This is a genomic window from Gluconobacter sp. P5H9_a, assembly GCF_018812085.1.
Classification (GTDB): domain Bacteria; phylum Pseudomonadota; class Alphaproteobacteria; order Acetobacterales; family Acetobacteraceae; genus Gluconobacter.
This window is the reverse complement of sequence record NZ_JACRVW010000011.1, coordinates 20,372-43,805: the sequence shown is the minus strand read 5'-3', so window position 1 is coordinate 43,805 and position 23,434 is coordinate 20,372. Positions and strand designations below refer to the sequence as shown.

Genomic DNA, 23,434 nt, shown 5'->3' with positions numbered 1-23,434 from the left:
TGACAAGAGGACTACTCCTGTCAGGTTATATTGCCCCCTGCATCAGCCGCCGGATCGCATCCTGAAGCCCTTTTTGTGTAAAGGGCTTGGGCAACGGCACATTTTCAGACTGCGCATCTGTGTGCCCACTAATGAACAGCACTTTCAGCTCAGGCATTTTGTCCATCAGAATGGCTGCGCAGGTTGGGCCATCATGATCTGGCATACGCATATCAATCACAGCCAGATCGAATGGACCATTTTCGTCTGTCAGGGTCAAAGCTTCCGCCAGAGACGACGCCGCGGCTACATTATGCCCGTCATGGCGAAGGAAACCCTCCGTCACCATACGAACCGGCGCCTCATCATCGACGACCAGTACCTTCAGGGAATGAGGTTTTTCATCGTCTGCCACCAGATCTGCCACGACATCGCTTCGGACGACAGGAAGCAGCAACGTCATGCACGTCCCCTTGCCAGGCGTGCTGTCCACAACGATCTCGCCGTAACTCCGGCTCAGGAAGCCATACACGCTGGAAAGGCCCAGCCCCGTTCCACGCCCGACGTCCTTGGTGGTGAAGAATGGATCAAAAATCCGCTTCATCACCTCGGGTGACATGCCCTCACCTTCATCGACCACATCAATGGCCACCGCACGATCCAGACAACATTCCGGAGGCAGCGTCGTGAATTTCTGCCCCACCACACGCGCCGACACCGACACCGTTCCACCCCGCGTCATGGCATCACGAGCATTCACACAGAGGTTCAGAAGCGCCATTTCAAGCTGATCCTGATCCGACCAGACCGCGGGGAAATCAGCAGGCATATCCTCAAGCGACAGCTTGCAAGCCACACTTCTTTCGCCACTTCGACGCTTGAGACTTTGGACCAGAAGCGCTTCCAGCCCCGGCAGAAGATCCTGCAACGCCACCGGTGCCAGGCGTGCCTCACGTGGACGCCCAAACTGAAGCAACCGCCGTGTCAACACAGCACCACGCTGCGCAGATTCCATAGCGTTCTTCACCAGAGCACCGGATGTCTCATCCAGGTCCACCATATCTTCCAGCAATTCCAGGGACCCGGAAATGGCAGCGAGAAGATTGTTGAAATCGTGCGCAATTCCCCCGGCTAATGTGCCCAGGGACTGAAGCTTGTCCGCCTGCCGCAGACGGCTTTCCATCAGCACTCGCTGCGTAACGTCCCGGTCCATGCTGACCTGCCATCGGTCTTCCGTCGGCACGCCCTGAGGCCAGGCCAGAGAAAGGCGGCTCAATTCGTGCCAGCGCTGAACGCTTCCTCCGTCATGATCGGGCAGAACTTCAGCAACCAGTCGCTCTTCCTGCCCCGTACTACGGACATTCTCGCGCATTTGCTGAACATCATCACGCAGTACTTCCGGGAAGTGCATCAGTTCGTCGTTAAAATCCTGCGCAACGTCTTTCACATTGCTCCGAATACAGCGTCCCTGAGCATCAGAAAAAACAAGCCCCATCGGAAGGGCATCCATCAAGCCCCGCAACAGAGCCTGCTCCGTCTGCAGCGCCCGCTGGGCAATACAATGCTGCGTCACTTCCCCAACCAGAGACCGAAGCGCGTCCGAATCCCAGGGCTTGTGCACGTAAGCCTGCACCTGCCCGAGGTTCAGGGCAGACACCACAGCATCCAGATCCGCATAGCCCGTCAGCAGAATACTGCGCGCATCCGAAAACTCGCGCGCCCGCATCAAAAGCTGATCCCCCGTCAGTCCAGGCATCCGCTGATCGGAGATAATGGTGGCAACATCCGGATGCGCCCGCAAAAGCTCCAAAGCTCGCAGCGGATCCGTCGTTGCAAGAATTTCGTACTGGTCTTCCAGCAGATCTTCCAGGGCAACGAGGATTTCTTCCTCGTCGTCCACCAGCAAAATACGGGGACGTAATGGCCCCTTCACGCTCCACACACTCATACGGAACGTCCCGTTGCCACCGGCCCATCTTCCGTCATTGTGACGGGAAGGCTGAGCCGGAAACACGCCCCTATTCCGCGCCCATCCGGCAAATGGGCATCTGTAATTTCGATAATGCCATCATGGGCTTCCATCACACTATAAGCTATCGCAAGCCCCAAACCTGTTCCTGTTCCAACAGGCTTGGTCGTGAAGAACGGGTCAAACACCCTGTTTCTCAGTTCCATCGGCAAACCCGGACCGTCATCGCTGATCGTCATGTCATACCGGCCATTTTCAAGACGGGACTTGATCACAATACGCCCCTGCACAGGGCCGCCCTCAGGCGAGATATCCGCCAATGCATCGGCCGCATTGGAAATAATGTTCATAACCACCTGATTCAGAAACGCAGGCTGACAGACCAAATGCGCCGGAGCCTGCAAATCCTTTTCAATTCTAATGTCCGGGCCAAGCTTGTGTCCCAGCAACGCCAGTGCTGTCTCAAGTGCACTAGGAACATCGACTGTCTGGAATGAACTTTCATCCAGCCGGGAAAATCGCCGGAGACTCAAAACGAGATTCTGAATCCGCTGCAACCCGAGCTTCATGGATTCCAGGCGTGAAATCCCCTTCTGCATGAGCGGCGCCCCATCCTCCGGGCTCCCCAGCGTCTGAAGGCGTTTCAACGTCCGCTCCACTGTGTCGGCATGGGCGATTGTGAAGGCGAGCGGATTGTTAATCTCATGAGCGATACCCGCCACCAGCTCACCCAACGAAGCCATCTTGGCAGTCTGCACGAGTTTCGACTGCGCCTGAATCAACTGTTCGTTTGTGCGCGCCAATTCCATATTGGCCTGCGCCAGAGCTTCAGCCATTTCGGCCTTCGCTCTTGCAGCTTCCAAAGTAAGCGCATTCTGCTGGCGCTCAATTTCCTGCTGCCGGAACTCATCCTGCGCCATGCGTCTCTGCGCCAGCGTCCTGATCCGCATGGCGAGGGCTTCTATGGCAATGTCGCTGGGAACCAGATCATCAATGCCGGCCTCGAAGAATTCACCGGAAGATTGCCTCCGGAAGCGTGAGGCCTCCACAATGCCAAGCGTTCGGAACGGAATTCCACCGGCCTCCAGAACAGCCTGACGCCGCGCATCCAGAAGGCGGCAGAACTTGAGATCTTCATCTCCGCTCCCCAGTTCCAGAACCAGACAATCCGGGCCGTCTGCGCCGCGCAACCATCCACCATCAATCAGATCGTCTGAACGCTCGATGGACGTGACCGTATGCCCATCACGCCAGAGCAGCTCACCCAACGTTGTCTCGGGCGCGTCTTCAGTAATCTCTTCGTCTTCCTCCTCTTCACGGGGAGAATTGACGATGACAATTCTTGCCCGGCGAAAGCGAGAGGCCTCATCCACCTGAAGAAGCTCCGGTCCTTCCCGAAGCAAAGCCCGCATCCGCAACACCAGCAGGTCAGGATGAGCGGATTTGGAAATATAGGCATCTGCCCCACTTTCCAGCCCCTCTCGCTCACCACCGGGAAAAGCATCTTCCGTCAGCATCAGGATCGGAATGGTGCGTGTCAGGGCATCCAGCCGCAAACGCCGCGCCAACTGCCCACCCGTCATACCGGGTAGCTCAGAGCACACGACCACAAGGTCAGGCATCAGATCCTCAACCGTTCCCAAAGCAGCTTCACCGCTGCCGAGACAGGTGACGGTGAAGCCTTCCTTTAGAAGAACACGCCAGATCCGCTGGGCGTGAGCATCATCCGGCTCCACGAGCAGAACACGTGCGGTCTCTGTGGCTCCGAGCGGAGCTTTAAGATCAGAAGGCAGCATGAGAATGACGGAATGTTTGCATTAACGGCCTCTTGCAGCTAGTCCGAAGCTGATGTTCGTCCGATTTCCAAGGGGCGAAGATAACTCCCGTTACCGGATCAGTGGAAGCCGTATCTCATGGACATTCAGCCCTCGCGCAACCTGACGGATCGCCTGCTCAACTCCCGCAGCGGGGAAAGCGGCCCTCTTTCAACCGGCGCGCTGATCCGGACGGGCATCTGGTCCATCTGCTATTTCGCCTTCTACTTCGCCCAGCAGGTCGCAGAGCTTCTCGCTCCGCTTCTCCTGATTCTTGGTCTCGGCTGGTACATCCTTCCGCACATCGTGAACGCCATTACGACGAGTGCTGCGAGTGCCGACCCGCAGGCGAAAGACATCATGAACCATGTAGCGGGCACCCTGCCGACCCATCTTCAGATCGGCAGTCACCTGCTGACTCCAGGCTCCCTTATGTTCGACGGCTTTCTCCTGATGGGACTTGCCGCCATCGGAGCCACCCTGTCCGCCCTGGCCGCTCGTAACATGTAAAGCCTAGGCTCAGGGAGTAAGGACATGACCGATACCAGGCCATAAAGTCACCAGCTCCCCAGCCTTCCAGTGCCACAGTGCGGCCACGCCTCCGCCGATCACAACGAGGCTGAGCCCCCACGCCGCACTCCACGCCCCAAGACTTCCAATCATTTTCGTCCCGACAGTCTCGGGTTTGCCCAAACCGTGGGTCACTGTCCGGGAATGTAGAACAAACGCATGTTTCGCGGCGTCCCGTGCTTCCGACGTGCTTAATCCAACAGGACAAGACTGTGACGCTTCAGGGCCTGAAGGCTCTTCAGTCTCGGTCTTGAGCGATGACAAGTCATCAGCAAGCTCTGGCTCATGAGCCTCTTGTAAAGGCCAGCTATCCCCACAGTTCGCGCAACGCAGCCGCCGCGCCTGCTCCAAAAGTGAATCAGGCACTTCAAAAACAGCATGACAGTGGGGACATTCAACACGCATCACGGTATCCTTCAAAAATCAGACCGTACCGGCCTCGGTCTGACCTCAACTGGGTTGCCCATATGACGAGGTTGTAGTTAATAAATGGTTAATACGCCTGCAACACCTTTGATCGTTTTCATATGATCCGCCTGCGCGATGTCTCCCTGAAACCTGCTGGCGTTGGGCAGCCTGTTCTGCACGGCATGACCCTGACAATCCCTCAGGGAGAATTCCGCTGGCTTCTCGGGCCATCAGGTGCAGGCAAATCCAGCCTTCTCAAGCTTCTGACACTCGGGGCAAAACCCGCCTCAGGCCAAATGGATATTCTCAACACCCCAGTCACGGGCGCCAGCCGAAGCACTCTACGGAACCTGAGAAGACGTATCGGGTTCGTCCCACAGGATTACCGCCTGATCGGGGAGTGGAATGTTTTTGACAACGTCGCTCTCCCATTGCGTCTGCGTGGGCGCTCCGAACGCGATATTCGACAAGAGGTTTTTGCCGTCCTGGACTGGCTGGATGTTTCCCCGCATGCCCATTCCCGGCCGACCACTCTTTCGGGAGGCGAACAGCAGCGTGTTGCCATTGCACGCGCCCTGATCGGACGACCCGATATCCTTCTCGCCGATGAACCAACAAACGCTCTTGAGGATTCTCAGGCCAGACGCCTTCTTGCAACATTCCAGGAACTGATTGATCTGGGAACAACCGTGATTGTCGCGACGCATAACGAAGGCCTCGTGCGCGATGCTCCCGCCCCATCCATCATGCTCCGTGATGGCACGCTCGATCCGCATGCCAATGAGGCGATAGCGTGAGCCGCCGCGTCTCTCCCGGTCTGCGCTCAGGCAGCCTCCCTCTGCTTGTTGCTCTCATGACCCTTCTGGCAGGCTTGGCCCTTGCTGGTTTGACCGGTGTCCAAGCGCTTGCAGATGGCTGGGCGCAGGCCGCCCGGAGTGCTGCAACCATCGAAATCCCGACGGACATTCCAAACGCCTCAGATCGCACGGACGCACTCATTCACGCTCTCAAAGCCTTGCCAGGCGTTACCAACCTGCAAAAGCTTTCCACAGACAAGGTGCAGGATCTACTGGCGCCCTGGCTTGGTCAGCCTACGGATGCGCGGAAAGGTCTCCCGGGCCTCTCACTGCCCACCGTCCTCATCGTCGCCCACACGCCTGACGCTAACCTAAGCTCCGCTGTTCATGATACGCTGCCTGAGGCCATTGTTCAGGAAGACATGCAGTGGGGTCAAAGGCTTGAACATTTGGGCACAAGTCTCGTCGGGTGCGCCTGGCTTGCCGTTATCCTGATCGCAGCCATCGCCGTTTTATCCATTGGCATCACTGTCCGCCGCTCTGTCGCTGCCCAGAAACGGGCTGTGGAAATCGTGCATTCCCTCGGCGCCGGGGACTTTACAATTTCCAGCCATATTGCCGATCGGGCTGCACTCCTCAGCTTTATGGGTGGCGTGGCTGGCCTCGTCCTCCTCACGCCACTGACAACCTCCCTTGCCACAACCCTCGCGCCCTTCATGCATCAGGCCACCGTCCCAAGCACCTTTCCGACAACACTGGATGGCTGGTGGACGACACTCCGCATTTTACCTCTCAGCCTCCTAAAAGAGCTCGGTGCCCTGCCCGTCATTGCGGCTCTTCTGGGATGGATCACAGCTCAGGGCGTTGTGCTCGTGTGGCTTCGTCGATTGCCGTGAAGGCCTTTCTTTCCTCGCTGTTTCTTATTGCCGTGCTCTGGTCGGCTGGCTTCGTCTGGTTCATCCACGATTCCCGACAGCTACCGCACGTTGCCACTGTCTGCGATGGCATCGTCACCCTCACAGGCGGCCAATCCCGTATCGAAACATCCCTCACCCTTCTCAAGGGCGGATATGGCCAGCTTCTACTGATTTCTGGCGTTGGGCCCCATGTTACACTCGATCAACTGGTGCGCCTTCAGAACCAGACGCTTTCCAGCGATCTAGCCAGCCGTGTCACTCTGGGTCGCCGTGCCGTTAGCACGATTGGTAATGCTTATGAGACCACGACGTGGGCCAGAGATCACAAGATGCACAGCCTGCTGGTCGTTACCGCTGGCTACCACATTCGCCGTGCCATTATAGAGCTCAGCCGGACTGCCCCAGATCTGGAACTCGTGCCTTATCCGGTTCTCCCGCCAGCTCTGGAAGCGCCACTGTCCCGCCAGACCCTGCACTTACTCATCCGGGAATATTTCAAACTTCTAGGCGCAGAACTGAGTAATCTGACGGGCCTGCCAGACGGCAAGATTGGCCTTACGCCTCACTAAGGCCTCTTGTGCAACTGCAGCTTTTCTGGTGAGCAGACAAAATTATGAGCATTCTTCGCGGCCTGCTGTTCAATCTTTATTTCCTGGTCCTCACAGTCATCATGGGCCTCGGTGCAATCCCGATCCGCCTCATGAAGCGACAGGATCTGGCACTCTCTTACGCCAAACTCTGGTCCAGAGCGGTGCTGTTCGGATTTGCACAGCTTTGCTCCGTGAAAATCGAAGTTCATGGTCGGGATAATATTCCTGCAGGCCCAAGCCTCATTGCATCCCAGCATCAGTCTTTCTTCGATGGCTTCGTGTGGATGAATCTGGTTCCCCTCCCGACCTACATCATCAAGGCGGAACTGACTAAAATACCCCTCGTCGGCCCCATGCTTGTTCTGAGCGGCATGATCCCTGTGGAACGAAGCGCTGGATCTAAAGCCCTGCGGACCATGATGAAAGACAGCGCACGCGCTCACGCATCTGACCGACAGATTATTATCTTTCCTGAAGGCACACGCACCCTCCCCGGAGAGCGCCACCCCATCCAACCGGGCATTATTGCATTAGCCCGACAGGCTAATGTTCCAGTCGTGCCGGTCGCCACCAATTCCGGCCTCTTCTGGGACCGATCTCCCTGGCGGAAAAAACCTGGTGTTTTGAAGGTCGTCATCGGTGCGCCACTCCCCTCCACAGAGGGACGCAACGGCTTCACGACCGCGCTGAACGAAGCATGGGATGAACTGTGCGCAACCCATGAATTACCGCGCAATACTGTGGATAACTCTGTGGAGCTTCGGAGGGTTTAACAGCCGCCGGAACAGAAGGAGTTTTGAGGCCAGAGGCTTCGGGCGAATTTCAAGAAACCCGACGGTTTCCATACGTAGCTAAAAAACCCTGTTTTTCTGCGGTTTTCAGCTATTCCCTGACTTCAATGTGCCCAGATCGCCTTCCATAGACTCGGCTGTCAAACAATGACTGCACGCGGAATGCTGTTTTGGGGATAAAATACCGTCCATCGAACCAGCTTCTTTATCCAGTTACACAAAGACAGGCCCAGTGAACCCAGTTTCCAATACTGCCCGTTACCTGAAAATCACGCTTGTCATCTTCTGTTTCATTACAGTTGTGGCAGCTGCAGATACCGCCCTGTGGCATCACGTCACCACCAGAATGCAGGCACAAATTGAAAACGAAGTCGCGAACCTGAAAGCTACGGGATGGTCTGTAGAGACTGGAGAAGTTCGTCGTGGAGGCTGGCCTTTCGGAGCATGGATCGACATCCAGACACCCCAGCTCAGCCATAAAAATTTTCCTGCCCAACCATTCGAAGCGGGTTGGGCAGGTGAGAGTTTCAGGCTTGGCGGACCATGGACGGAGTTCCTCAGAAACGGCCTCACCGTCTCCCTTCCTGGTCGTCAGGCTGCGCGCATTATCACTTCTTCGGCCAGAGCGACCATTCTCACAGAAGCTTTGAGACTGAACATCTCAGAGGACGGAACCGTGATGTTCCATGCTGCTTCTGCCCAAGTCGCCGTCGCAATGGACCTTGTGGATCAGACAGTCGCGCTGTCCCGCCTTTCTGGACGCATCCTTATCCAACCTCAGGCTCCAGCAGGAGCCACACGCCTCGGACTGGATCTGTTGTCTTCCACTCTCAGCACATCATTTTTGAATGCTGCCAAGTATCCATTGCACAACGCTCATCTCGTGATAGCTCTCACGACGTCCAGCACACATCCTGAAAGCCCGCTTTTTAGTCCTGAAGGCTATGAGCGCCTACTTGTGCAGACAGCATCATTTTCGATGGGGTCGGAAGCGACTTCTGCACATCTTTCCTTTTCCGGTGAACTGACATACCCAGCGCTCAACGGCCACCTCACCCTGACGCTTCTGAACTGGCATGATGCCGCCGAAAAAATCCTGAATATTCCGCGCCTTCAGTCCTCGCTCGCTCCAGACACGCGCGTCTTCCTTGAGCGCATTCTGCACACAACACCCTCATCCGGACTGGCAGAAAGTCATCCTGTTGTCGCAGAAGTTTCCGTCGTGAACGGTCATGCTGCACCTGCTCTCGAACAACTTTTGCAAACAATCTCCACACAAAAAATTGACGCGTCACATTTGCGCGAGTAGACGCAGGGAATGTTTTGATTTTTGTCAAAACCATGGCGCGGAAAGAAAACTTTTCCCGTGCTGCGGCTTTCAAGATTCAGATCCGGGTCATGTGTGCAGTGCGGTGCGCATGATCTCAGCTCATTCCTGACTTCTAGGGTGCGAGCGTAGCTGACGGGTCCATGCGGACCGGTTCTGCGGTCCGCCTCCCAAGCAGAAGGCACCATCGCAATGTTTGGCCTGTCGGCTTTATTTCTCGCGCGATTTCAGTTCGCGTTTACAGTCGGGTTTCACATCGTATTCCCGGCATTCTCGATCGGGCTTGCTGCCTATCTCGCCGTTCTTGAAGGCCTCTGGCTCAAGACGGGACGCAGCGCCTATCTGGATCTCTTCAAATACTGGCTGAAAATCTTCTCCGTCGTATTCGCGATGGGCGTGGTTTCCGGTCTGGTCATGTCCTACGAATTCGGCACCAACTGGTCCCAGTTCTCGCAGAAGGCTGGCCCCATCCTCGGCCCAATGCTGGCCTACGAAGTGATGACGGCCTTCTTCCTCGAAGCCGGCTTCCTCGGCGTCATGATGTTTGGCCTCAACCGCGTAGGCAAAGGTCTGCATTTCGGCGCCACCTGCATGGTCTCGATCGGCACGCTGATCTCCATGACGTGGATTCTTGCCTCCAATTCCTGGATGCAGACGCCGCAGGGCTACATCATCGATGAAGCGACAGGTCGCTTCCTGCCAGGCAACTGGTGGCAGATCATCTTCAACCCGTCCTTCCCATTCCGCCTCGTGCACATGGGACTGGCAGCGTTCCTGTCCGTCGCGTTCATCGTGGCTGGCGTCGCTGGCTGGCATCTGCTGAAGGCACGTCGTGAAGGCCGTCAGGCGTCCGAACAGGTCCGCCTGATGTTCTCCATGGCCATGTGGATGGCCGCGATCGTGGCTCCGGTCCAGTTTCTGGCGGGTGACACGCAGGGTCTGAACACGCTGGAATACCAGCCTGCCAAAATCGCCGCGATGGAAGGCGACTGGGACTCTGAAGGCCGCGCGCCGGAAATCCTGTTCGGTATTCCGGACATGGAAAACGAGACGACGCACTATAAGGTCCAGATTCCGCTCCTGGGCTCCCTGATCCTGACGCACAGCCTCGATGGCAAAGTGCCGGGCCTCAAGGACTACCCGAAGGATCTGCGCCCGTATTCGCCGCTGCTGTTCTTTTCCTTCCGCATCATGATCGCGCTTGGCTCGCTCATGGTTCTGGTTGGTCTGTGGTCTCTCTTCCTGCGCTGGAAGGGCAGCCTCTACAGCAACGCCATGCTCCATCGTGTTGCTCTGTGGATGTCCCCGGCAGGCTTCATTGCTCTGCTGTGTGGCTGGATCACGACTGAGGTCGGCCGTCAGCCGTACACGGTCTATGGCCTCCTGAAGACCTCCGACAGTGTCTCCCAGATCGCTCTACCAAGCATGGCGACGTCGATGGTTGCCTTCGTGATTGTGTACTTTGTGGTATTCGCAGGTGGCATCACCATTCTCCTGCGCAGCTTCGCAGAAGAGCCTCACTCTGGTGAGGAAGGTCCGTCCGAGCACGAGCCGCAGATGTCCGCTGGTACCACGCAGGTCTCACATCACCCCCACAATGCTGGTCTGGCGGAGTAAGCGATCATGACCGAATCCGCCGCTTTCTGGCTTCCCGTGGTCTGGGCCGTTCTCGCGGCCTCAGCCATCTTCCTCTACGTCATTCTTGACGGCTTTGACCTGGGCATCGGCGTCCTGTTCCTCAAGGAACGGGATCACGATCACCGCAACGTCATGGTCAACACGGTCGCCCCTGTCTGGGACGGCAACGAAACCTGGATGATCTTCGGCGGCGCCGCCCTCTACGGCGTCTTCCCGGTTGCTTACGGCACGATCCTTCCCGCGCTGTACCTGCCGATCCTGTTCATGCTGCTGGCTCTTATCCTACGCGGTGTCTCCTTCGAGTTCCGCTTCAAGATGAAGTCTCCCGGCTCACAGTTGTTCTGGGATGCCTCCTTCTGCGGTGGCTCCATCGTTGCAGCATTCATGCAGGGTGTGATCCTCGGGACGCTGGTGCAGGGCATTCCTGTCCAGAACAACGTGTTCGTCGGAACCTCGCTGGACTGGCTGACGCCGTTTGCACTGTTCTGTGGTGCAGCCGTCACAATCGGCTATGCGCTTCTGGGCTCCACGTGGCTCATCTGGCGCTGTGAAGGCGAACTGCAGGATACGATGCGTCGTATTTCCTACGGCCTTGCCGGCCTGATGCTGCTGACGATCGTCGCTGTATCCGTCTGGACGCCACAGCTTCACACGACCTACATGCAGCATTGGCTGGAATGGCCACAGCTTGCTCTGGTCCTGCCGGTTCCGGTCGCTGTCGTAGCTGTCGCTGGCGCGCTGTTCCTGGGCCTGCGCAACCGCAAGTCTCACCTGCTGCCGTTCATCTCGACACTGGGTCTGTTCTTCCTGTGCTTCTCCGGTCTCGGGATCAACGTGTGGCCGTATATCGTGCCGCCGACCATCACGATCTGGCAGGCCTCTTCGCCACCAAGCAGTCAGGCTTTCGTCCTGTTCGGTGCGATGTTCCTGCTGCCAGTCATCCTCGGCTACACGATTTATTCCTACTACGTGTTCCGTGGAAAAGTGACGAACGAGCATCACTACCACTGACCTTCAGGGAGTTCGCGCCATGAGAATCGAGTACGGAAAGCCCAACCAGAAAACCGGCACCGTCGCCTGGATGAAACGGGTGGGATGGTTCGTACTCTTCTGGCTCAGCGGTGTCCTCGTCGTTGGCGTGGGAGCTGAACTCCTCAAGAGGATCATCTTCGGCGGCCATCACTAACCGAGGCCTCCCAAAGAAAAACCCCGCCCCTGAAAGGCGGGGTTTTTCATGCCCTCAGAAGGTATCTTTCTGCCGACGCAAGTCCGCAAACTGCGCCACATCGGACGCTCGCAGAAATGGATTCGTGGCCCGCTCCGCTCCCAGAGAGACTGGCAATGTCGGTCTCCCCGCTTCCAAAAGCGTTTCCACTTCCGCTGCCCGCGCTTTCAGAGCCTGATTGTCTGGATCGACATGTAATGCAAAAGCGATGTTCGAGCGGGTGTACTCATGTCCGGCACAAACCAGCGTGTTATCAGGCAGTGCATCATAACGATGGAGACTCCGATACAGCTCCTCTGCTGTCCCCTCCAGCAGGCGCCCACATCCGACACTGAACAGCACATCACCACAGAACAACGCAGGCACTTCAGGCACAATATAGGAAAGATGCCCGACAGCGTGTCCCGGCGTTAGAAGAACATCCACTTTGGTGGATCCGATATAAAAGCTGTCACCATCTTCAAGGCCACGATCCAGCTTGGGGAGCCATTCCTGCTTTTGGGATGGGCCGAACACTTTCGCGCCATATCGTTCGCGAAGGGCTTCCACCCCTCCCGTGTGATCCGCGTGGTGATGCGTCAGAAGAATCAGATCGAGATGCCCTTCCCCTAACACGTCCATGACTGGGCCAGCTTCGCCTGGGTCCACGACAGCCCGCGTCCCGTCTTCAGCTTTCAAAAGCCAGACATAATTGTCTGACAAAACCGGAATGGACTGAATATCAAGTGACATGACAGTTCCCCTGAACTGAGCTTGCTGGTTAGATACTTCCATGCTGACGCGCCTGACACGCACCCGTTCCGAAGATGCTGCCGCTTTCTATCAAAGCTGGGCAGGCCAACGCACAGCCAGTCTCATCAACCAAAGATTGAACAGCCTCCTGCCAGACCTCCGGGCGCGTCGGCTGCTCGGGATAGGGTACCCCGGCCCCTATCTTCCTGCCACAGCCGGGTGCGCAGTTTCTGCGCGTTTGCAGCATCCCCAGACCCAGCGCCCATTTCACCACATCGTTCAGGACTGCCTGATTGAGAGCGGGCGCCTGCCTTTCGATGACCTGTCGATGGATACGGTGCTCGTCGTTCATGGACTAGAGTTTGCCCGGTCAGCAGCAGACTTTCTCCGCGCCGCCTGGAAAGTCATGACGGATGACGGCTACCTGATTCTCGTCGTACCAAACCGCTCCGGCTACTGGGCCCATACGGATGCAACACCCTTTGGTCACGGCGCCCCCTTCAGCACCAGACAGCTGACGCGGCTGCTGGAGCAGGGACTGTTCCAAATCGAACACCATACTGGCGCCCTCATGACGCCCCCTGCTCTGCTGTCGCGCCTTTCAGGCACACTTCCAGAACGCGTTGGAAAAATGATCCGCTACCCCTGCGCGGGCGTTCATATCGTGGTGGCTCGCAAGAACGTCTATGCAGGCCTTCCCCTGATGGACGAAAAAGCGCGTGTGACCGTCCCCAGACAGATTGCAGAACCTGCCTGAAAAACGCCTTCTTTGTGGCGAATTCTTGACCCTAGCTTCCTGTGCCGTAAGAGTGCGTTCCATGTCGTTGATCCAGTCCCTCAAACTTGTCCTGTCGCCGCCGCATCGCGCTGCGACTCCCTTCCTCGCTGCTGGTGCCTTCGTTGGCATTATCGGCCGCCTGACACCCTGGCGGTTCACGCGTCTCATCGGAAAGGCTGGCATCGCATTTTCTGCCTTCTGCCTGTACTTCTTCCGGGACCCGAAGCGCACACCGCCACCGGGATCAGATCTCGTACTGGCGTCTGCAGATGGCCGCGTAACGTCAGTCTCCCTCGTTGCTCCACCGGCAGCGCTTGAAATGGGCACAACTCCGGTCTGGCGCGTCTCGACGTTCCTGTCCGTACTGGACGTGCACATCAACCGGATGCCTGCAGCCGGTCAGGTCACGAAAATTGCCTATCATGCAGGCAAGTTCCTGAACGCGAGCCTCGACAAGGCATCAGAGCACAACGAGCGCAACGAAATCCGCCTGACGCTTGCGGACGGCCGCAATATCGGCGTCGTGCAGATCGCAGGCCTGATTGCGCGCCGTATCCTCTGCTTCGTTGAAGAAGGCGAGCATCTGGAAGCTGGCGAACGCTTTGGTCTGATCCGTTTTGGCTCCCGCACAGACGTGTATCTGCCGCCAGGTGTTGAGCCGATCGTTGTTGAAGGCCAAACCATGATCGGGGGCGAAACCGTCCTGGCGAAGCTCTGAGCCAGAACGCGCCAATGACCATTCCCGAGACGGCTGAACCCAACCGTCCTGCCAGACGCCGCCGCATTCGTCGCCGACTGCGCCGCATGGGACGCACCCCCCGCACACGCGTGCGAGGACCGTCCTTTAACCGGCTGATTCCCAACATCCTGACCATGCTCGGCCTGTGTGCCGGGTTGAGCGGGATGCGCTTTGCGCTGGAACACCAGTTTGCACACGCAGCGGTCGCCCTCCTGATCGCCGCCTGCATTGATGGACTGGACGGCCGGATTGCCCGCCTTCTGCGCGGCACAACGCGTTTTGGCGCCGAATTTGACAGCCTGTCAGATTTCGTATGCTTCGGTGTCGCACCGTCATTCGTGCTGCTGATCTGGTGCCTTGAAGATGCCGGGCGCTATGCCTTTGTCCCCTGCATCATGTTCACGGTCTGCATGGCCCTTCGTCTGGCACGCTTTAACGCAAGCCTGGATGACGATGACAAGCCGGATTACTCCGCCAACTTCTTTACCGGCGTACCAGCCCCTGCTGGCGCAGGTATCGTTCTATTCCCCGTATTCCTGGGCCTTGAGGCAGACAGGATGCATGCCGAAGGCCTCGCAGCTTTCGCCCGTGCACCCATCGTCTCGGCAGTCTGCCTGATCCTGACAGGTCTGCTGCTGGTCTCGACGCTGCCGGTCTGGTCTTTCAAGAATTTCAAGGTTCCGGCCCGCTATGTTCTGCCGCTTATGCTGGGAACGGGCCTCTATGCGGCCGTTCTCGTTGCAGACCCGTGGGGCGCACTAGCCGCCGCCGGACTTTTCTATGTCGCAATACTGCCCTTTTCCCGCCGGTCTTATCACCGGCTGAAACGGGCCGCTGAAGACATGTCCGAGACCGTTGAAGAAGAAGCAATCTGAACAAAAAAAGCCGCCGGAATAACCGGCGGCTTTTTTTGTGTCTCCACATGGCTGGAAGTAGCCTTCCAGCCATTCGGAAAATACTTATTCGGTGACATCCCAAAGCCATGCGGCACCGCGGACGCCGGAGCTGTCACCATGCAGGTTCTTGACGATTGGCGTTGTGCAGACCGGCGTAATGACGTGCTTGCTCAGGAGCGGCGGAACACGCTCATACAGAGACGCCAGATTGGAAATCCCGCCTCCGAGAACGATCACGTCCGGGTCAAGGAAGTTGATCGCGAGGGAGCAGGCGCGCGCAAAGCGCTCCATGTAGAGGTTCAGTGCGCGGATGGCAGCCTGATCGCCGTTTGCAGCAGCATCTTCGATGCCAGCCGTATTGCGGTTACCTGGGCCCTTCCAGTCAGCAGCGAGAGCCGGACCGGAAAGATAGCGCTCCATGCACCCCTTGTTTCCGCAGAAGCAAGGACGCGGCTCACCATCTTCAGGGAGCGGCCAGGGAAGCGGCAGATGCCCCCACTCACCCGCAATATGATGACGGCCCTCAATCACGCGGCCGTTATTAACAATGCCGGCACCCATGCCCGTTCCGACAATAATGCCGAAAACGGTCTGTGCGCCCTTGGCAGCACCATCGGCGGCCTCAGACAGCGCAAAGCAGTTCGCGTCGTTCTCTGTGCGGACAGGACGGGACAGAGCCGATTCCAGATCCATGCCAAAAGGCTGATCGTTCAGCCAGGTCGCATTGGCATTCTTGATCAAACCGGTCTCTGGAGAAATCGATCCTGGAATGCCAATACCCAGCGTGGACGTGCTTTGACCGGCAGACACACGGTGGCTAGGAACAGCCCCCAGACGGTGGTCCACGCTCGTCACGAGATCACGGATCGCAAGAACCGCTTCCGGATAAACACCTGGATTAGGAATTCGCTCACGCAGGACAAGATCGCCCTGACGATTAAGAACTGCGATCTCGATCTTGGTTCCACCGAGATCAATACCAAGGCGATAGTCAGCCATCTCATGCCCTGTGTTGTTTGGCGGCCGTCTGAAAAGAGAGCCTGAAAACAGATTAACGCACTGTATGCGCTCGTCTGATTGAACGTGAAAGCCTCTGTCGGCAAGTCATCCGATCACAAAAAATCAATGTTTCTGTTTTTGTACGATCGAGTGCTGGTCAAACTCCCCCATTCATCCCTCAGCGAGACGCTGAAGACCCAGAAGAATGTCCTGGGGAGACGGAGGACATCCTGGAATAGCCCGGCGGACCGGCGTGAGTGCCTTCAAGCCTCCCAAAGTGGCATAATTCGGCCCGAACATCCCGCCATCAACAGCGCAGGCGCCTACAGCCACCAGACTTTTTCCAGCCGGCATCGCGTTCCAGACCCGCTCAAGCATCTGAACACAGGCCCTACCCATCGGACCCGTAACCAACAGCCAGTCGGCATCTGCCGGATCGGTAACGCGTGCGAAGCCATATTGCTCAAGAGCGAAAGCACTGCCGCATAAACTCTCCACTTCCATGGCGCAGCCTTCACATCCTCCGGTCTCCAATACGTACAAATTGATCGTATCGGGACGGGCAGACGTGCCTTTGTCCGCAGATACTCTCCAACGCGAGACATTCAGGAACGCATGCAGCACACTGAGTGGGCCCATAGTCTGAAACGCTGTCACATCGCCACTCCAGACGGGGCCAGAGCCAGAGACTTCAGCCCGGCGCTCAAACGCTCTGGAACCTCTCCCTGCAACACACGATGCAGAACGGGTAGCAAAGAGACAGCCGGGTCTCGGGCATGGACAGACTCAATTTTCCCATTCTTCAGGCGGACCCAATACCAGACATCACCTCTCGCCCCTTCAGCGGCGCCGATGCCTTCCTGCGTGGCTTCAGGTGCAGGCTCGTCATCATCCATGCCGATGCTCCCCAGAATCCGCTTGATTAAAGCCAGAGAATCCCGGATTTCCGTCAAACGCAACGCATCGCGGGCTGCCGCATCGCCATCGCTTGAGCCCGTTGCTCGCAACGCATCCAGCCGCATACCAACTTCCCTGCGACGTACATCCAGACTTCGACCTGAAGCCCGACCAACCAGCCCCCCCACGGCGAATTCACGTGCCTGCGCGGGCGCCAAAACAGCCAGTCCCTTCAAACGGGGTGCAAATACGGATTGCAGTTCGCGCAGTTGCGCCATGCGGGAATACATGACCTCCAGAACAGCTTGAGCCAGCGGAACGATTTCCAGACCAGACCGCACACCCTCACACGTAATTACGTCCGTCAGTCGGCGCGGTACGCCCTGCTCTGCACAAGCGGCGGCAATGGCCTCCCGCGCATGCTCGCAGTGTGTTGCCAGCAGACCTGCATCCACGGCACGCGCTGTTCTCGCCATATCGAAGAGGTGAACGGAAACTCGCTCGATTTCGAGAAGGATCATCCAGGCATCCCGCGTGCCTGGACCCGGCTGCAACCCACGCGCTTGGGCAAGAGCCCGGGAAAAAGCCATTGGATGGGCAACAAAACCCCCAGCCGTCATGCGGGAGACCAGCGGGAGTGCTTCTTCAGGCGACAATCCAACCATGCGTTGCAACACACCGCGATGAGCCAGCCCAGCATCGACGGACAGCCCTTGCACTGCGCCGCGCACAACATCGAAAGAGAGTTCGAGCGGACCGCTCAATCCTGTTGTTTCCGCGCGCAGGCGGCTACGGCCCGCAGGCAAGGGCATAGCCTGCCCTCCAGGCCCCGGCCGTGAGGAAAGCGGCCATGTCGTTTCCCAGAAACCATCATCAAGGGCAGGACGACCATCTCCGCAGGCACTCATGGCCTCAACACCCCACAGGTCATAGGCCACACGCTCCCCCCACTCCGCCGCAGGGAAACGTGAAGATGGCGCCAGATAGCGACGATCTTCCACCGGCGTACTGGCCATCAGCGGGCAATCGCCGTCCAGCAACAGCACGTAAACACGCTGCTCATCCGCCCAGCAGGACAGTAGTGACAAAGCTCTGCCGGGGGCAGTCAGCATCGCTTCCCATTGCTCGGGATCAAGATGGTAATGCGCCAGTGCAACCCGCTCACCACTCCGGATGATGCGTTCCATGCTCATCATGGCCGCCACCCAGGCGCTGGATGCCATGCCAGAAGCAACGGCCCGCAAAGACCGACAAGCAGAAGAACGGCCTCAACAGCCGGAACAATGCCGCCCTTGAGAGAGAGACCGGACGGCATCAGCCCGGCCAGACGAACCTGCCTCAACCCGGGAAGAAGACAAACGATCATCAGCACGAGAAGCAACGGCTCAAGAGAACGACCGATCGCCAACAAAGCGCAAAAGACCGGCCATGGTGCTACGCCAGCAGCAACCATCTCGTATCGACGCCCATCATTCTGACGCTCCAGAACAGCCAACCCAACAGACGCCACTAAAAGAAGGACAATTGCACTTCCTTCACCAACCGCCGCGGCAATCGCACCCAGCGAGGACAGAATGGGCAAGAAGACACCGCGCCCTCGGGACTGGCCTGCCATACGCATGATCAGTGTCCCAAACCCTGCGACCAGCACCAGAATATGAACGAGCGGGTGCCCGTCCAGTCGCAACATCAGCAAAATGGCCGCAAACCTCAGACCCGTATCAAGCAGCACTGCATCAGGTTCCGGAACGGGAGACGGCCCCAGACCGGCCATCATGCACAACCCGACTGTCAGCAGAACTGGCCCCAGAGGAGACTGATCCATCGACAGCAGGGATGCCCCAAGCACTCCCAGAATAACTCCACCGAGACGTGACCTCGCCATATCCCAGACAATGGCAGCCTTCTGCGCGCCCCGGCCCTCGCGCCAAGCCCAGAGAACCGTTCCTGCCCCGCACAGCACCGTGACGGCAAAAGCTGAATGAACATTCAGTGCCATCAGAGCGCATCCGGTCACCAGAAATGGCAAAATGCGTCCAACCCGGTCTCCCGCAGGCGGCAAAAGAAGCGGCATGACTGCAACCACGCAGGAGCACGCGGCCGCGAGCGCATCCGCACCCGGCATCAGCCAAACGGCAACGGGGGTCATGAGAGCACCAGCAATCGCAAACGTGCGACTGCTGACAGCCTGTCGGCCTGGCGGCGTCATGAGTAGCAGAAAAGCGGCCAGAAGCGGCCAGACTGTCACGGCAAACAGCGTTCCAACAGGAGCAAGCGGATGCATCAGTTTTCCTCCACCCGCCGCCAGGCAAGGCGCGGCAACAGCGTCATCCCCAGTGCGCCCAGAACACCCCATAGCGCTACAGCCGCAGCAAAGAACGGCCAGGACTGAAGAACACACGCCATGACAATCAGTCCGTCAGCAGCCATCAGCAGCCCTGTAAACTGCACAAGGGCTGGGCCGAAAGCAGCGCCACAAAGGCCCACCAAAACAGCTCCCGCTCCCAACACAGGCGCCAACCCAAGACTCGCACCTGAGAGGCCAAGTGCCAGCAGCAGAAGCAACGCCCCGACCACAGGCAGCACGGCACCGCGATCTGGCACATGACCAGCGAACCGCCTGAGCCATATCCAGGCACCAATATTCAGACCGATTAATGCGATCGAGGTGAGCAGCGCCAGAAGCCCTCCACAGACTGTCGCCCCCGCAAAAGCACATACCAAACCGTAAAGGGGCAGGCCTCGTCCATCTCGCCCCAGCCCGGCAAGCGCCAGCAGCAGGAGCACACCAAATCCGACAATCATGTCGCAAACCTCCCGGCGAGCGCGAGCAGAAGCGCCACTCCGGCAAATAGCGCCGTCAGTCGTTCACTGCGTTCCTGTGCGGTGAGCCTCAGTCCAATAAGAACGACCACCACAAGAGCAAGTCGACCCAACAGACCACCCAATCCTACAAACCAGCCCGTCACATCGCTTCCACCCAGACCAACCGTAATGGGCAGAGCGAGATCAGCCAGCAGCAGAAGCCAGGCCGCATTCAGAACTTCCGCAACATTCCGCGACATCTCACGAACCTGACGGCTTTTTTCGCCGTCCAGACGCTGGATCATATCGTCTTCACGCAGGGGCGGGCAGGAAATCGCCAACGCCAATGCGCATGCGCCCAGCGCACCTTCGAGCCCTGATGCTGGCTCAATGTGCAACATGGCACATAAGCCCCCCAGACCATCCGCACCCGGTGCAGCAAGCGCAATCAAGGCTTCCGTCAGACAGAGAACCAGAACGGCAGGGAGAACCCGCCGCCATTCTTCCCTTTGCTGTGGAACGCCTAACATGAGACGACCGGCCAGCAGCAAAAGGCCAATCAGCAAAGGATTGGCGAGAGAAACAAATGCCCCGCCCGTCGTCACCGCAGGCAGAACAACAAAGATCAACAACGCGATAGCCAGAACGAGCGCCAGCCTCGGTGCAACAGGCTGCCTTAAGACAACGCCCCAGAAACCGATTGCCCTGCGCATCTGACGTTGAGGTCCGCAAATTGCTTCGCCATTTATCCAACGAGGCAACTCTGCTAGCGCCCACCGCATGACAGGTGCCAGAGCCAGAAGAATTAAAAGCTGAAGCAGCGTCTGAGCGACAGCGCACAAACCGGTCATCATCATGCCGTCAGACCCAGAACCACCAGAACAAGCGCAAGCAGCACAAGCCAAAGCCCGACCGCCATCTGCCGCATATCTGGCATTTGACCGCTCTTAAGCGCCGCCAGTGCCTGAAGACGGATCCGACCACCGACAATCAAACGACGCATGATCCAGGGCAGAGCCGGAGGCTCTTCGAAGAGTCCGGTCTCCGAACGTCCAGTCTGCGTCCCCGGAAGCAGTAAGTTCGCGATCGCCTTTTCAAGACCGCGCTCCGTGCGCCACGATTTTACAAAGAACAGCCACAACACACTGAGAATTAACATCACAGCTGGCACCTTAAGGTGCGCGCCGTCTCCGCCACCCAATGACCAGAACGGCCAGACCCATTCTCCCTCGACGTGATGAAGCACGGGACTGAACACACCAAACACTGCCACCGGCAGCAACAGAGCGCTCAAAATAACCCCGCAAACAGCACCTGCGGGACCGATAGGCAAAACGCCCGTGTCGGGCCGACGCCCCACAGTCAACACATCAAACAGTGAAATCAGGCCAATCAGAAGCGCCACAAGCACTCCAATCACGCTCCAGCCCTGCACACCAGCAGCCAGCCCCAGCGCAGCGTGAATTCCCAGCCACAACACGAGAAACCCCGGCAGGGGTGGAAACGGCAGACGCAACGTCACGAGGACTGGCATCAGTCTCAGCGCCGGAACGGACAGCGTTATTAGGGTCAGATCCAGCAACAGGCTTTCAAGCGCAATCCGCGCGCCTGTTCCCATGCCCTCATCCTGCGCTGCAATCAGAAGCGTTGCCAGAATGGCAGGCCGGACCAGTGCCAGATCGCCAGGGGAAATTCCCCAGAACACACTGCGCCCTAAAACGAGCAAAACAAGAGCCGCCAGTCCCGCTGTACAGCCGATAGGGACCACGGCCCCCGCATGCCAGACAAGCGCAACGGCAAGAACAGACGATAACGCCGGAAACAGCGCACCCTCACGCGTAAAGAGCGCGGACCAGAACAGCACCGGAAAGAGAGAAAGAAGCGCCAACGTACTGTCTGGCATCAACGTCGAGCATATGAGAGCTGGCAGCGCCCACCATACCGGGCACGCTTTGCGCTCCTGCGTCATCAGCACGCCAATCGCTACAGCAACAGCCGGGGCAGACGTCAACAATACAGCTGCAAGAGCTGCCGGGAGTGCAAAGCGCCCCCCGCCAACACGGCTTTCCCGGTCTGTCTTAAGAGCAGCAGGAAACGTCAATGCCGCCAGGCAAAGAGAGACCGGATCAGTATGAAACAGGGCAGAAAAAGTGAGCAGGGTACGGTCCGGTCCAGAGTGGGAACGGGCCGTATCAGATCATGCCCGTCAGATCATGGCGAGAGATACCTTGCGTTGCGGCGGAGGGAAAGCATGATCCAGAACTTTCAGGTCCTCTTCAGTGAGGCTGATTTCCAAACTGGCAACATTGGAGAGGAGATGCTTTGGAGAGCCGGCCTTGGGAATAGCCATGACATTTTCCCGACGCATCACCCAGGCCAGTGCAATCTGAGCAGGATCAGCCGGTCCAGCAGACGTCTCATGTCTCCCTGCGATCTCGGCAAGAGCGGGGTGCTGGAGAAGTTCGCCGCCCTGCCCCAGCGGAGAATAAGCCATCGTCACAGTTCCGGTCGAAAGATCATGATCCAGCAGATCAAACTCCGTTCCGCGATGTTCCAGACTGTAAAGAACCTGATTGACCTGACAGGACCCTGAAAGCGCCTCGATTTCTTCCATGTCATCGACATCGAAATTCGAAACACCCCATCCCCGGATCAGCCCGTCTGTCTGAAGGTCTTCAAACGCCCGAATGGTCTCTTCCAGCGGCGTACCGCCACGCCAGTGCAGCAGATACATGTCCAGCCAGTCCGTATCCAGGCGGTCCAGCGAGCGCCGGCAGGCCCGGCGCACGCCGTCATAAGACGCATTGGACGGGAGGACCTTGCTGACGAGATAAACATCATCCCGCACATCCGCGATGGCTTCCCCAACCAGCTTTTCAGACCGGCCGTTTCCATACATTTCCGCTGTGTCGATAACCCGCAGACCGGCTTCCAGACCCGTGCGCAAACTCTCGATTTCCAGAGCGCGGCGATCTGCACTATCTCCGACATTCCATGTCCCCATTCCCAATGCAGGAACGGTGGTGCCGTTGCGGAGCGTAACGGTTTTCATAAGGCGTCTCCCGGGAAGAACTCTGTCACACAACGACATACCCCCCGAAGATGTTCCGCCTGAACCTCAGCCGGACTTCTTCCAGCCCCGCTCCTGCTGCTGCCAGTACACAAGAGTATGGCCAGCCGCTTTCAAGGCTACCCATCTTTGACGGGCCCTCTGGACGCTCGCGGGGTCACGCCCATCGAACAGGTCAAAAATTCTTGTGAACGGAGAAAAATCGTCTTCTCCAGCGCCATCAATCCGGAACAGGAATTTTGCGCCATTCGGCACATCAGTCCCTTCTGTCAGCCAGATCGGCTGCCAGGACGCATGACCCATTTTCGCAGTGCCATGCGGAAGCCATACGGGATCGCGGGACGCCCAGAGTGCGGCATCCAGAGCCGTAACGGACGCTGCATCGGGGCAACGGACCAAGGCCCGCTCCCCAACATCCAGCGTCTTACCCAAAAGCGCAGGCAACGCCTCTTCCAGAGGCGTCCGCGTCAGATGATAAAATCCGACATCCACT

25 protein-coding genes are annotated in these 23,434 nt (G+C 58.0%); 12 read left to right on the top strand and 13 right to left on the bottom strand.

Features of this window, described 5'->3' with window-relative positions:
* Positions 1-25 precede the first annotated feature (25 nt).
* Positions 26-1,927, bottom strand: a complete 1,902-nt coding sequence (locus KP708_RS11125) for a response regulator (RefSeq protein WP_215750801.1) — start codon at positions 1,925-1,927, stop codon at positions 26-28.
* Complete coding sequence (locus KP708_RS11120; protein ID WP_046901272.1) at positions 1,924-3,744, bottom strand: ATP-binding protein; 1,821 nt, start codon at positions 3,742-3,744, stop codon at positions 1,924-1,926. The genes KP708_RS11125 and KP708_RS11120 overlap by 4 nt, the downstream gene beginning before the upstream one ends.
* 117 nt (positions 3,745-3,861) lie before the next feature.
* On the opposite strand from KP708_RS11120, the gene KP708_RS11115 reads away from it, so the two are divergent.
* Positions 3,862-4,272, top strand: coding sequence for a hypothetical protein (locus KP708_RS11115; RefSeq protein ID WP_086633011.1), 411 nt, complete (start codon positions 3,862-3,864; stop codon positions 4,270-4,272).
* 9 nt (positions 4,273-4,281) lie between these two features.
* Here the strand turns inward: KP708_RS11115 and KP708_RS11110 are convergent, their stop codons facing one another.
* Positions 4,282-4,737, bottom strand: a complete 456-nt coding sequence (locus KP708_RS11110) for a zinc-ribbon domain-containing protein (protein ID WP_215750759.1) — start codon at positions 4,735-4,737, stop codon at positions 4,282-4,284.
* Between the two features lie 122 nt (positions 4,738-4,859).
* Here KP708_RS11110 and KP708_RS11105 point away from each other — a divergent pair, with 122 nt between their 5' ends.
* The 8 genes from KP708_RS11105 (at position 4,860) to KP708_RS11070 (ending at position 11,986) form a co-directional block, all read left to right on the top strand.
* Positions 4,860-5,537: a cell division ATP-binding protein FtsE gene (locus KP708_RS11105; RefSeq protein WP_046901269.1), complete on the top strand. Its 678-nt coding sequence runs from the start codon at positions 4,860-4,862 to the stop codon at positions 5,535-5,537.
* Positions 5,534-6,433, top strand: coding sequence for an FtsX-like permease family protein (locus tag KP708_RS11100; protein ID WP_215750758.1), 900 nt, complete (start codon positions 5,534-5,536; stop codon positions 6,431-6,433). The genes KP708_RS11105 and KP708_RS11100 overlap by 4 nt, the downstream gene beginning before the upstream one ends.
* On the top strand, positions 6,382-7,023 hold the full coding sequence (locus KP708_RS11095; RefSeq protein WP_371822759.1) for a YdcF family protein: 642 nt from the start codon (positions 6,382-6,384) through the stop codon (positions 7,021-7,023). Before KP708_RS11100 ends, KP708_RS11095 begins: the two co-directional genes overlap by 52 nt.
* A 44-nt stretch (positions 7,024-7,067) precedes the next feature.
* On the top strand, positions 7,068-7,817 hold the full coding sequence (locus KP708_RS11090) for a 1-acyl-sn-glycerol-3-phosphate acyltransferase (protein ID WP_215750757.1): 750 nt from the start codon (positions 7,068-7,070) through the stop codon (positions 7,815-7,817).
* Between the two features lie 250 nt (positions 7,818-8,067).
* Complete coding sequence (locus KP708_RS11085) at positions 8,068-9,144, top strand: DUF2125 domain-containing protein (RefSeq protein ID WP_215750756.1); 1,077 nt, start codon at positions 8,068-8,070, stop codon at positions 9,142-9,144.
* Between the two features lie 210 nt (positions 9,145-9,354).
* Positions 9,355-10,779: a cytochrome ubiquinol oxidase subunit I gene (locus KP708_RS11080; RefSeq protein ID WP_046901266.1), complete on the top strand. Its 1,425-nt coding sequence runs from the start codon at positions 9,355-9,357 to the stop codon at positions 10,777-10,779.
* Between the two features lie 6 nt (positions 10,780-10,785).
* On the top strand, positions 10,786-11,811 hold the full coding sequence (gene cydB, locus KP708_RS11075; RefSeq protein WP_215750755.1) for a cytochrome d ubiquinol oxidase subunit II: 1,026 nt from the start codon (positions 10,786-10,788) through the stop codon (positions 11,809-11,811).
* 19 nt (positions 11,812-11,830) lie between these two features.
* The gene (locus KP708_RS11070; protein ID WP_086633006.1) at positions 11,831-11,986 is read left to right on the top strand and encodes a DUF2474 domain-containing protein; all 156 of its coding nucleotides are present in this window, start codon (positions 11,831-11,833) and stop codon (positions 11,984-11,986) included.
* Between the two features lie 54 nt (positions 11,987-12,040).
* Here the strand turns inward: KP708_RS11070 and gloB are convergent, their stop codons facing one another.
* A complete protein-coding gene (gloB, locus tag KP708_RS11065) occupies positions 12,041-12,757 on the bottom strand; it encodes a hydroxyacylglutathione hydrolase (RefSeq protein ID WP_215750754.1) in 717 nt (238 codons plus the stop codon).
* Positions 12,758-12,797: 40 nt separating this feature from the next.
* On the opposite strand from gloB, the gene KP708_RS11060 reads away from it, so the two are divergent.
* The 3 genes from KP708_RS11060 (at position 12,798) to KP708_RS11050 (ending at position 15,149) form a co-directional block, all read left to right on the top strand.
* On the top strand, positions 12,798-13,514 hold the full coding sequence (locus tag KP708_RS11060) for a methyltransferase domain-containing protein (RefSeq protein WP_215750753.1): 717 nt from the start codon (positions 12,798-12,800) through the stop codon (positions 13,512-13,514).
* 61 nt (positions 13,515-13,575) lie between these two features.
* Complete coding sequence (locus tag KP708_RS11055; protein ID WP_046901262.1) at positions 13,576-14,253, top strand: phosphatidylserine decarboxylase; 678 nt, start codon at positions 13,576-13,578, stop codon at positions 14,251-14,253.
* 14 nt (positions 14,254-14,267) lie between these two features.
* Positions 14,268-15,149, top strand: coding sequence for a phosphatidylcholine/phosphatidylserine synthase (locus KP708_RS11050; RefSeq protein WP_046901261.1), 882 nt, complete (start codon positions 14,268-14,270; stop codon positions 15,147-15,149).
* 84 nt (positions 15,150-15,233) lie between these two features.
* Here the strand turns inward: KP708_RS11050 and KP708_RS11045 are convergent, their stop codons facing one another.
* From KP708_RS11045 to KP708_RS11005, 9 genes are all read right to left on the bottom strand, one after another.
* Complete coding sequence (locus tag KP708_RS11045) at positions 15,234-16,169, bottom strand: ROK family protein (RefSeq protein ID WP_215750752.1); 936 nt, start codon at positions 16,167-16,169, stop codon at positions 15,234-15,236.
* A gap of 171 nt (positions 16,170-16,340) precedes the next feature.
* On the bottom strand, positions 16,341-16,808 hold the full coding sequence (locus tag KP708_RS11040; protein WP_215750799.1) for an NADH-quinone oxidoreductase subunit B family protein: 468 nt from the start codon (positions 16,806-16,808) through the stop codon (positions 16,341-16,343).
* 14 nt (positions 16,809-16,822) lie between these two features.
* Positions 16,823-18,289, bottom strand: coding sequence for a hypothetical protein (locus tag KP708_RS11035; RefSeq protein ID WP_252347462.1), 1,467 nt, complete (start codon positions 18,287-18,289; stop codon positions 16,823-16,825).
* Positions 18,259-19,350 (bottom strand): hypothetical protein, encoded by a 1,092-nt coding sequence (locus KP708_RS11030; RefSeq protein WP_211498456.1) that lies wholly within the window; start codon positions 19,348-19,350, stop codon positions 18,259-18,261. Before KP708_RS11030 ends, KP708_RS11035 begins: the two co-directional genes overlap by 31 nt.
* Positions 19,350-19,871 (bottom strand): hypothetical protein, encoded by a 522-nt coding sequence (locus tag KP708_RS11025; protein WP_046901257.1) that lies wholly within the window; start codon positions 19,869-19,871, stop codon positions 19,350-19,352. The genes KP708_RS11030 and KP708_RS11025 overlap by 1 nt, the downstream gene beginning before the upstream one ends.
* On the bottom strand, positions 19,868-20,728 hold the full coding sequence (locus KP708_RS11020) for a hypothetical protein (protein ID WP_215750751.1): 861 nt from the start codon (positions 20,726-20,728) through the stop codon (positions 19,868-19,870). Before KP708_RS11020 ends, KP708_RS11025 begins: the two co-directional genes overlap by 4 nt.
* A complete protein-coding gene (locus KP708_RS11015; RefSeq protein WP_215750750.1) occupies positions 20,725-21,972 on the bottom strand; it encodes a hypothetical protein in 1,248 nt (415 codons plus the stop codon). The genes KP708_RS11020 and KP708_RS11015 overlap by 4 nt, the downstream gene beginning before the upstream one ends.
* A gap of 105 nt (positions 21,973-22,077) precedes the next feature.
* Positions 22,078-22,923 (bottom strand): aldo/keto reductase, encoded by an 846-nt coding sequence (locus KP708_RS11010; RefSeq protein WP_086632998.1) that lies wholly within the window; start codon positions 22,921-22,923, stop codon positions 22,078-22,080.
* Between the two features lie 66 nt (positions 22,924-22,989).
* Entirely contained in the window at positions 22,990-23,433 is a 444-nt protein-coding gene (locus KP708_RS11005; RefSeq protein WP_099213221.1) for a DNA polymerase III subunit chi, read from the bottom strand.
* Position 23,434 lies beyond the last annotated feature (1 nt).

Bases quoted from the DNA above. Each gene is read 5' to 3' on its own strand.
- KP708_RS11050 (WP_046901261.1), top strand. From the start codon at position 14,268: ATGACCATTCCCGAGACGGCTGAACCCAACCGTCCTGCCAGACGCCGC.
- KP708_RS11090 (WP_215750757.1), top strand. From the start codon at position 7,068: ATGAGCATTCTTCGCGGCCTGCTGTTCAATCTTTATTTCCTGGTCCTC.
- KP708_RS11055 (WP_046901262.1), top strand. From the start codon at position 13,576: ATGTCGTTGATCCAGTCCCTCAAACTTGTCCTGTCGCCGCCGCATCGC.
- KP708_RS11120 (WP_046901272.1), bottom strand. From the start codon at position 3,744: ATGCTGCCTTCTGATCTTAAAGCTCCGCTCGGAGCCACAGAGACCGCA.
- KP708_RS11045 (WP_215750752.1), bottom strand. From the start codon at position 16,169: ATGGCTGACTATCGCCTTGGTATTGATCTCGGTGGAACCAAGATCGAG.
- KP708_RS11030 (WP_211498456.1), bottom strand. From the start codon at position 19,350: ATGCATCCGCTTGCTCCTGTTGGAACGCTGTTTGCCGTGACAGTCTGG.
- KP708_RS11095 (WP_371822759.1), top strand. From the start codon at position 6,382: ATGGATCACAGCTCAGGGCGTTGTGCTCGTGTGGCTTCGTCGATTGCC.
- KP708_RS11010 (WP_086632998.1), bottom strand. From the start codon at position 22,923: ATGAAAACCGTTACGCTCCGCAACGGCACCACCGTTCCTGCATTGGGA.
- KP708_RS11020 (WP_215750751.1), bottom strand. From the start codon at position 20,728: ATGATGATGACCGGTTTGTGCGCTGTCGCTCAGACGCTGCTTCAGCTT.
- KP708_RS11035 (WP_252347462.1), bottom strand. From the start codon at position 18,289: ATGGCATCCAGCGCCTGGGTGGCGGCCATGATGAGCATGGAACGCATC.
- gloB (WP_215750754.1), bottom strand. From the start codon at position 12,757: ATGTCACTTGATATTCAGTCCATTCCGGTTTTGTCAGACAATTATGTC.
- KP708_RS11080 (WP_046901266.1), top strand. From the start codon at position 9,355: ATGTTTGGCCTGTCGGCTTTATTTCTCGCGCGATTTCAGTTCGCGTTT.
- cydB (WP_215750755.1), top strand. From the start codon at position 10,786: ATGACCGAATCCGCCGCTTTCTGGCTTCCCGTGGTCTGGGCCGTTCTC.
- KP708_RS11070 (WP_086633006.1), top strand. From the start codon at position 11,831: ATGAGAATCGAGTACGGAAAGCCCAACCAGAAAACCGGCACCGTCGCC.
- KP708_RS11025 (WP_046901257.1), bottom strand. From the start codon at position 19,871: ATGATTGTCGGATTTGGTGTGCTCCTGCTGCTGGCGCTTGCCGGGCTG.
- KP708_RS11040 (WP_215750799.1), bottom strand. From the start codon at position 16,808: ATGGGCCCACTCAGTGTGCTGCATGCGTTCCTGAATGTCTCGCGTTGG.
- KP708_RS11105 (WP_046901269.1), top strand. From the start codon at position 4,860: ATGATCCGCCTGCGCGATGTCTCCCTGAAACCTGCTGGCGTTGGGCAG.
- KP708_RS11115 (WP_086633011.1), top strand. From the start codon at position 3,862: ATGGACATTCAGCCCTCGCGCAACCTGACGGATCGCCTGCTCAACTCC.
- KP708_RS11060 (WP_215750753.1), top strand. From the start codon at position 12,798: ATGCTGACGCGCCTGACACGCACCCGTTCCGAAGATGCTGCCGCTTTC.
- KP708_RS11110 (WP_215750759.1), bottom strand. From the start codon at position 4,737: ATGCGTGTTGAATGTCCCCACTGTCATGCTGTTTTTGAAGTGCCTGAT.
- KP708_RS11125 (WP_215750801.1), bottom strand. From the start codon at position 1,927: ATGAGTGTGTGGAGCGTGAAGGGGCCATTACGTCCCCGTATTTTGCTG.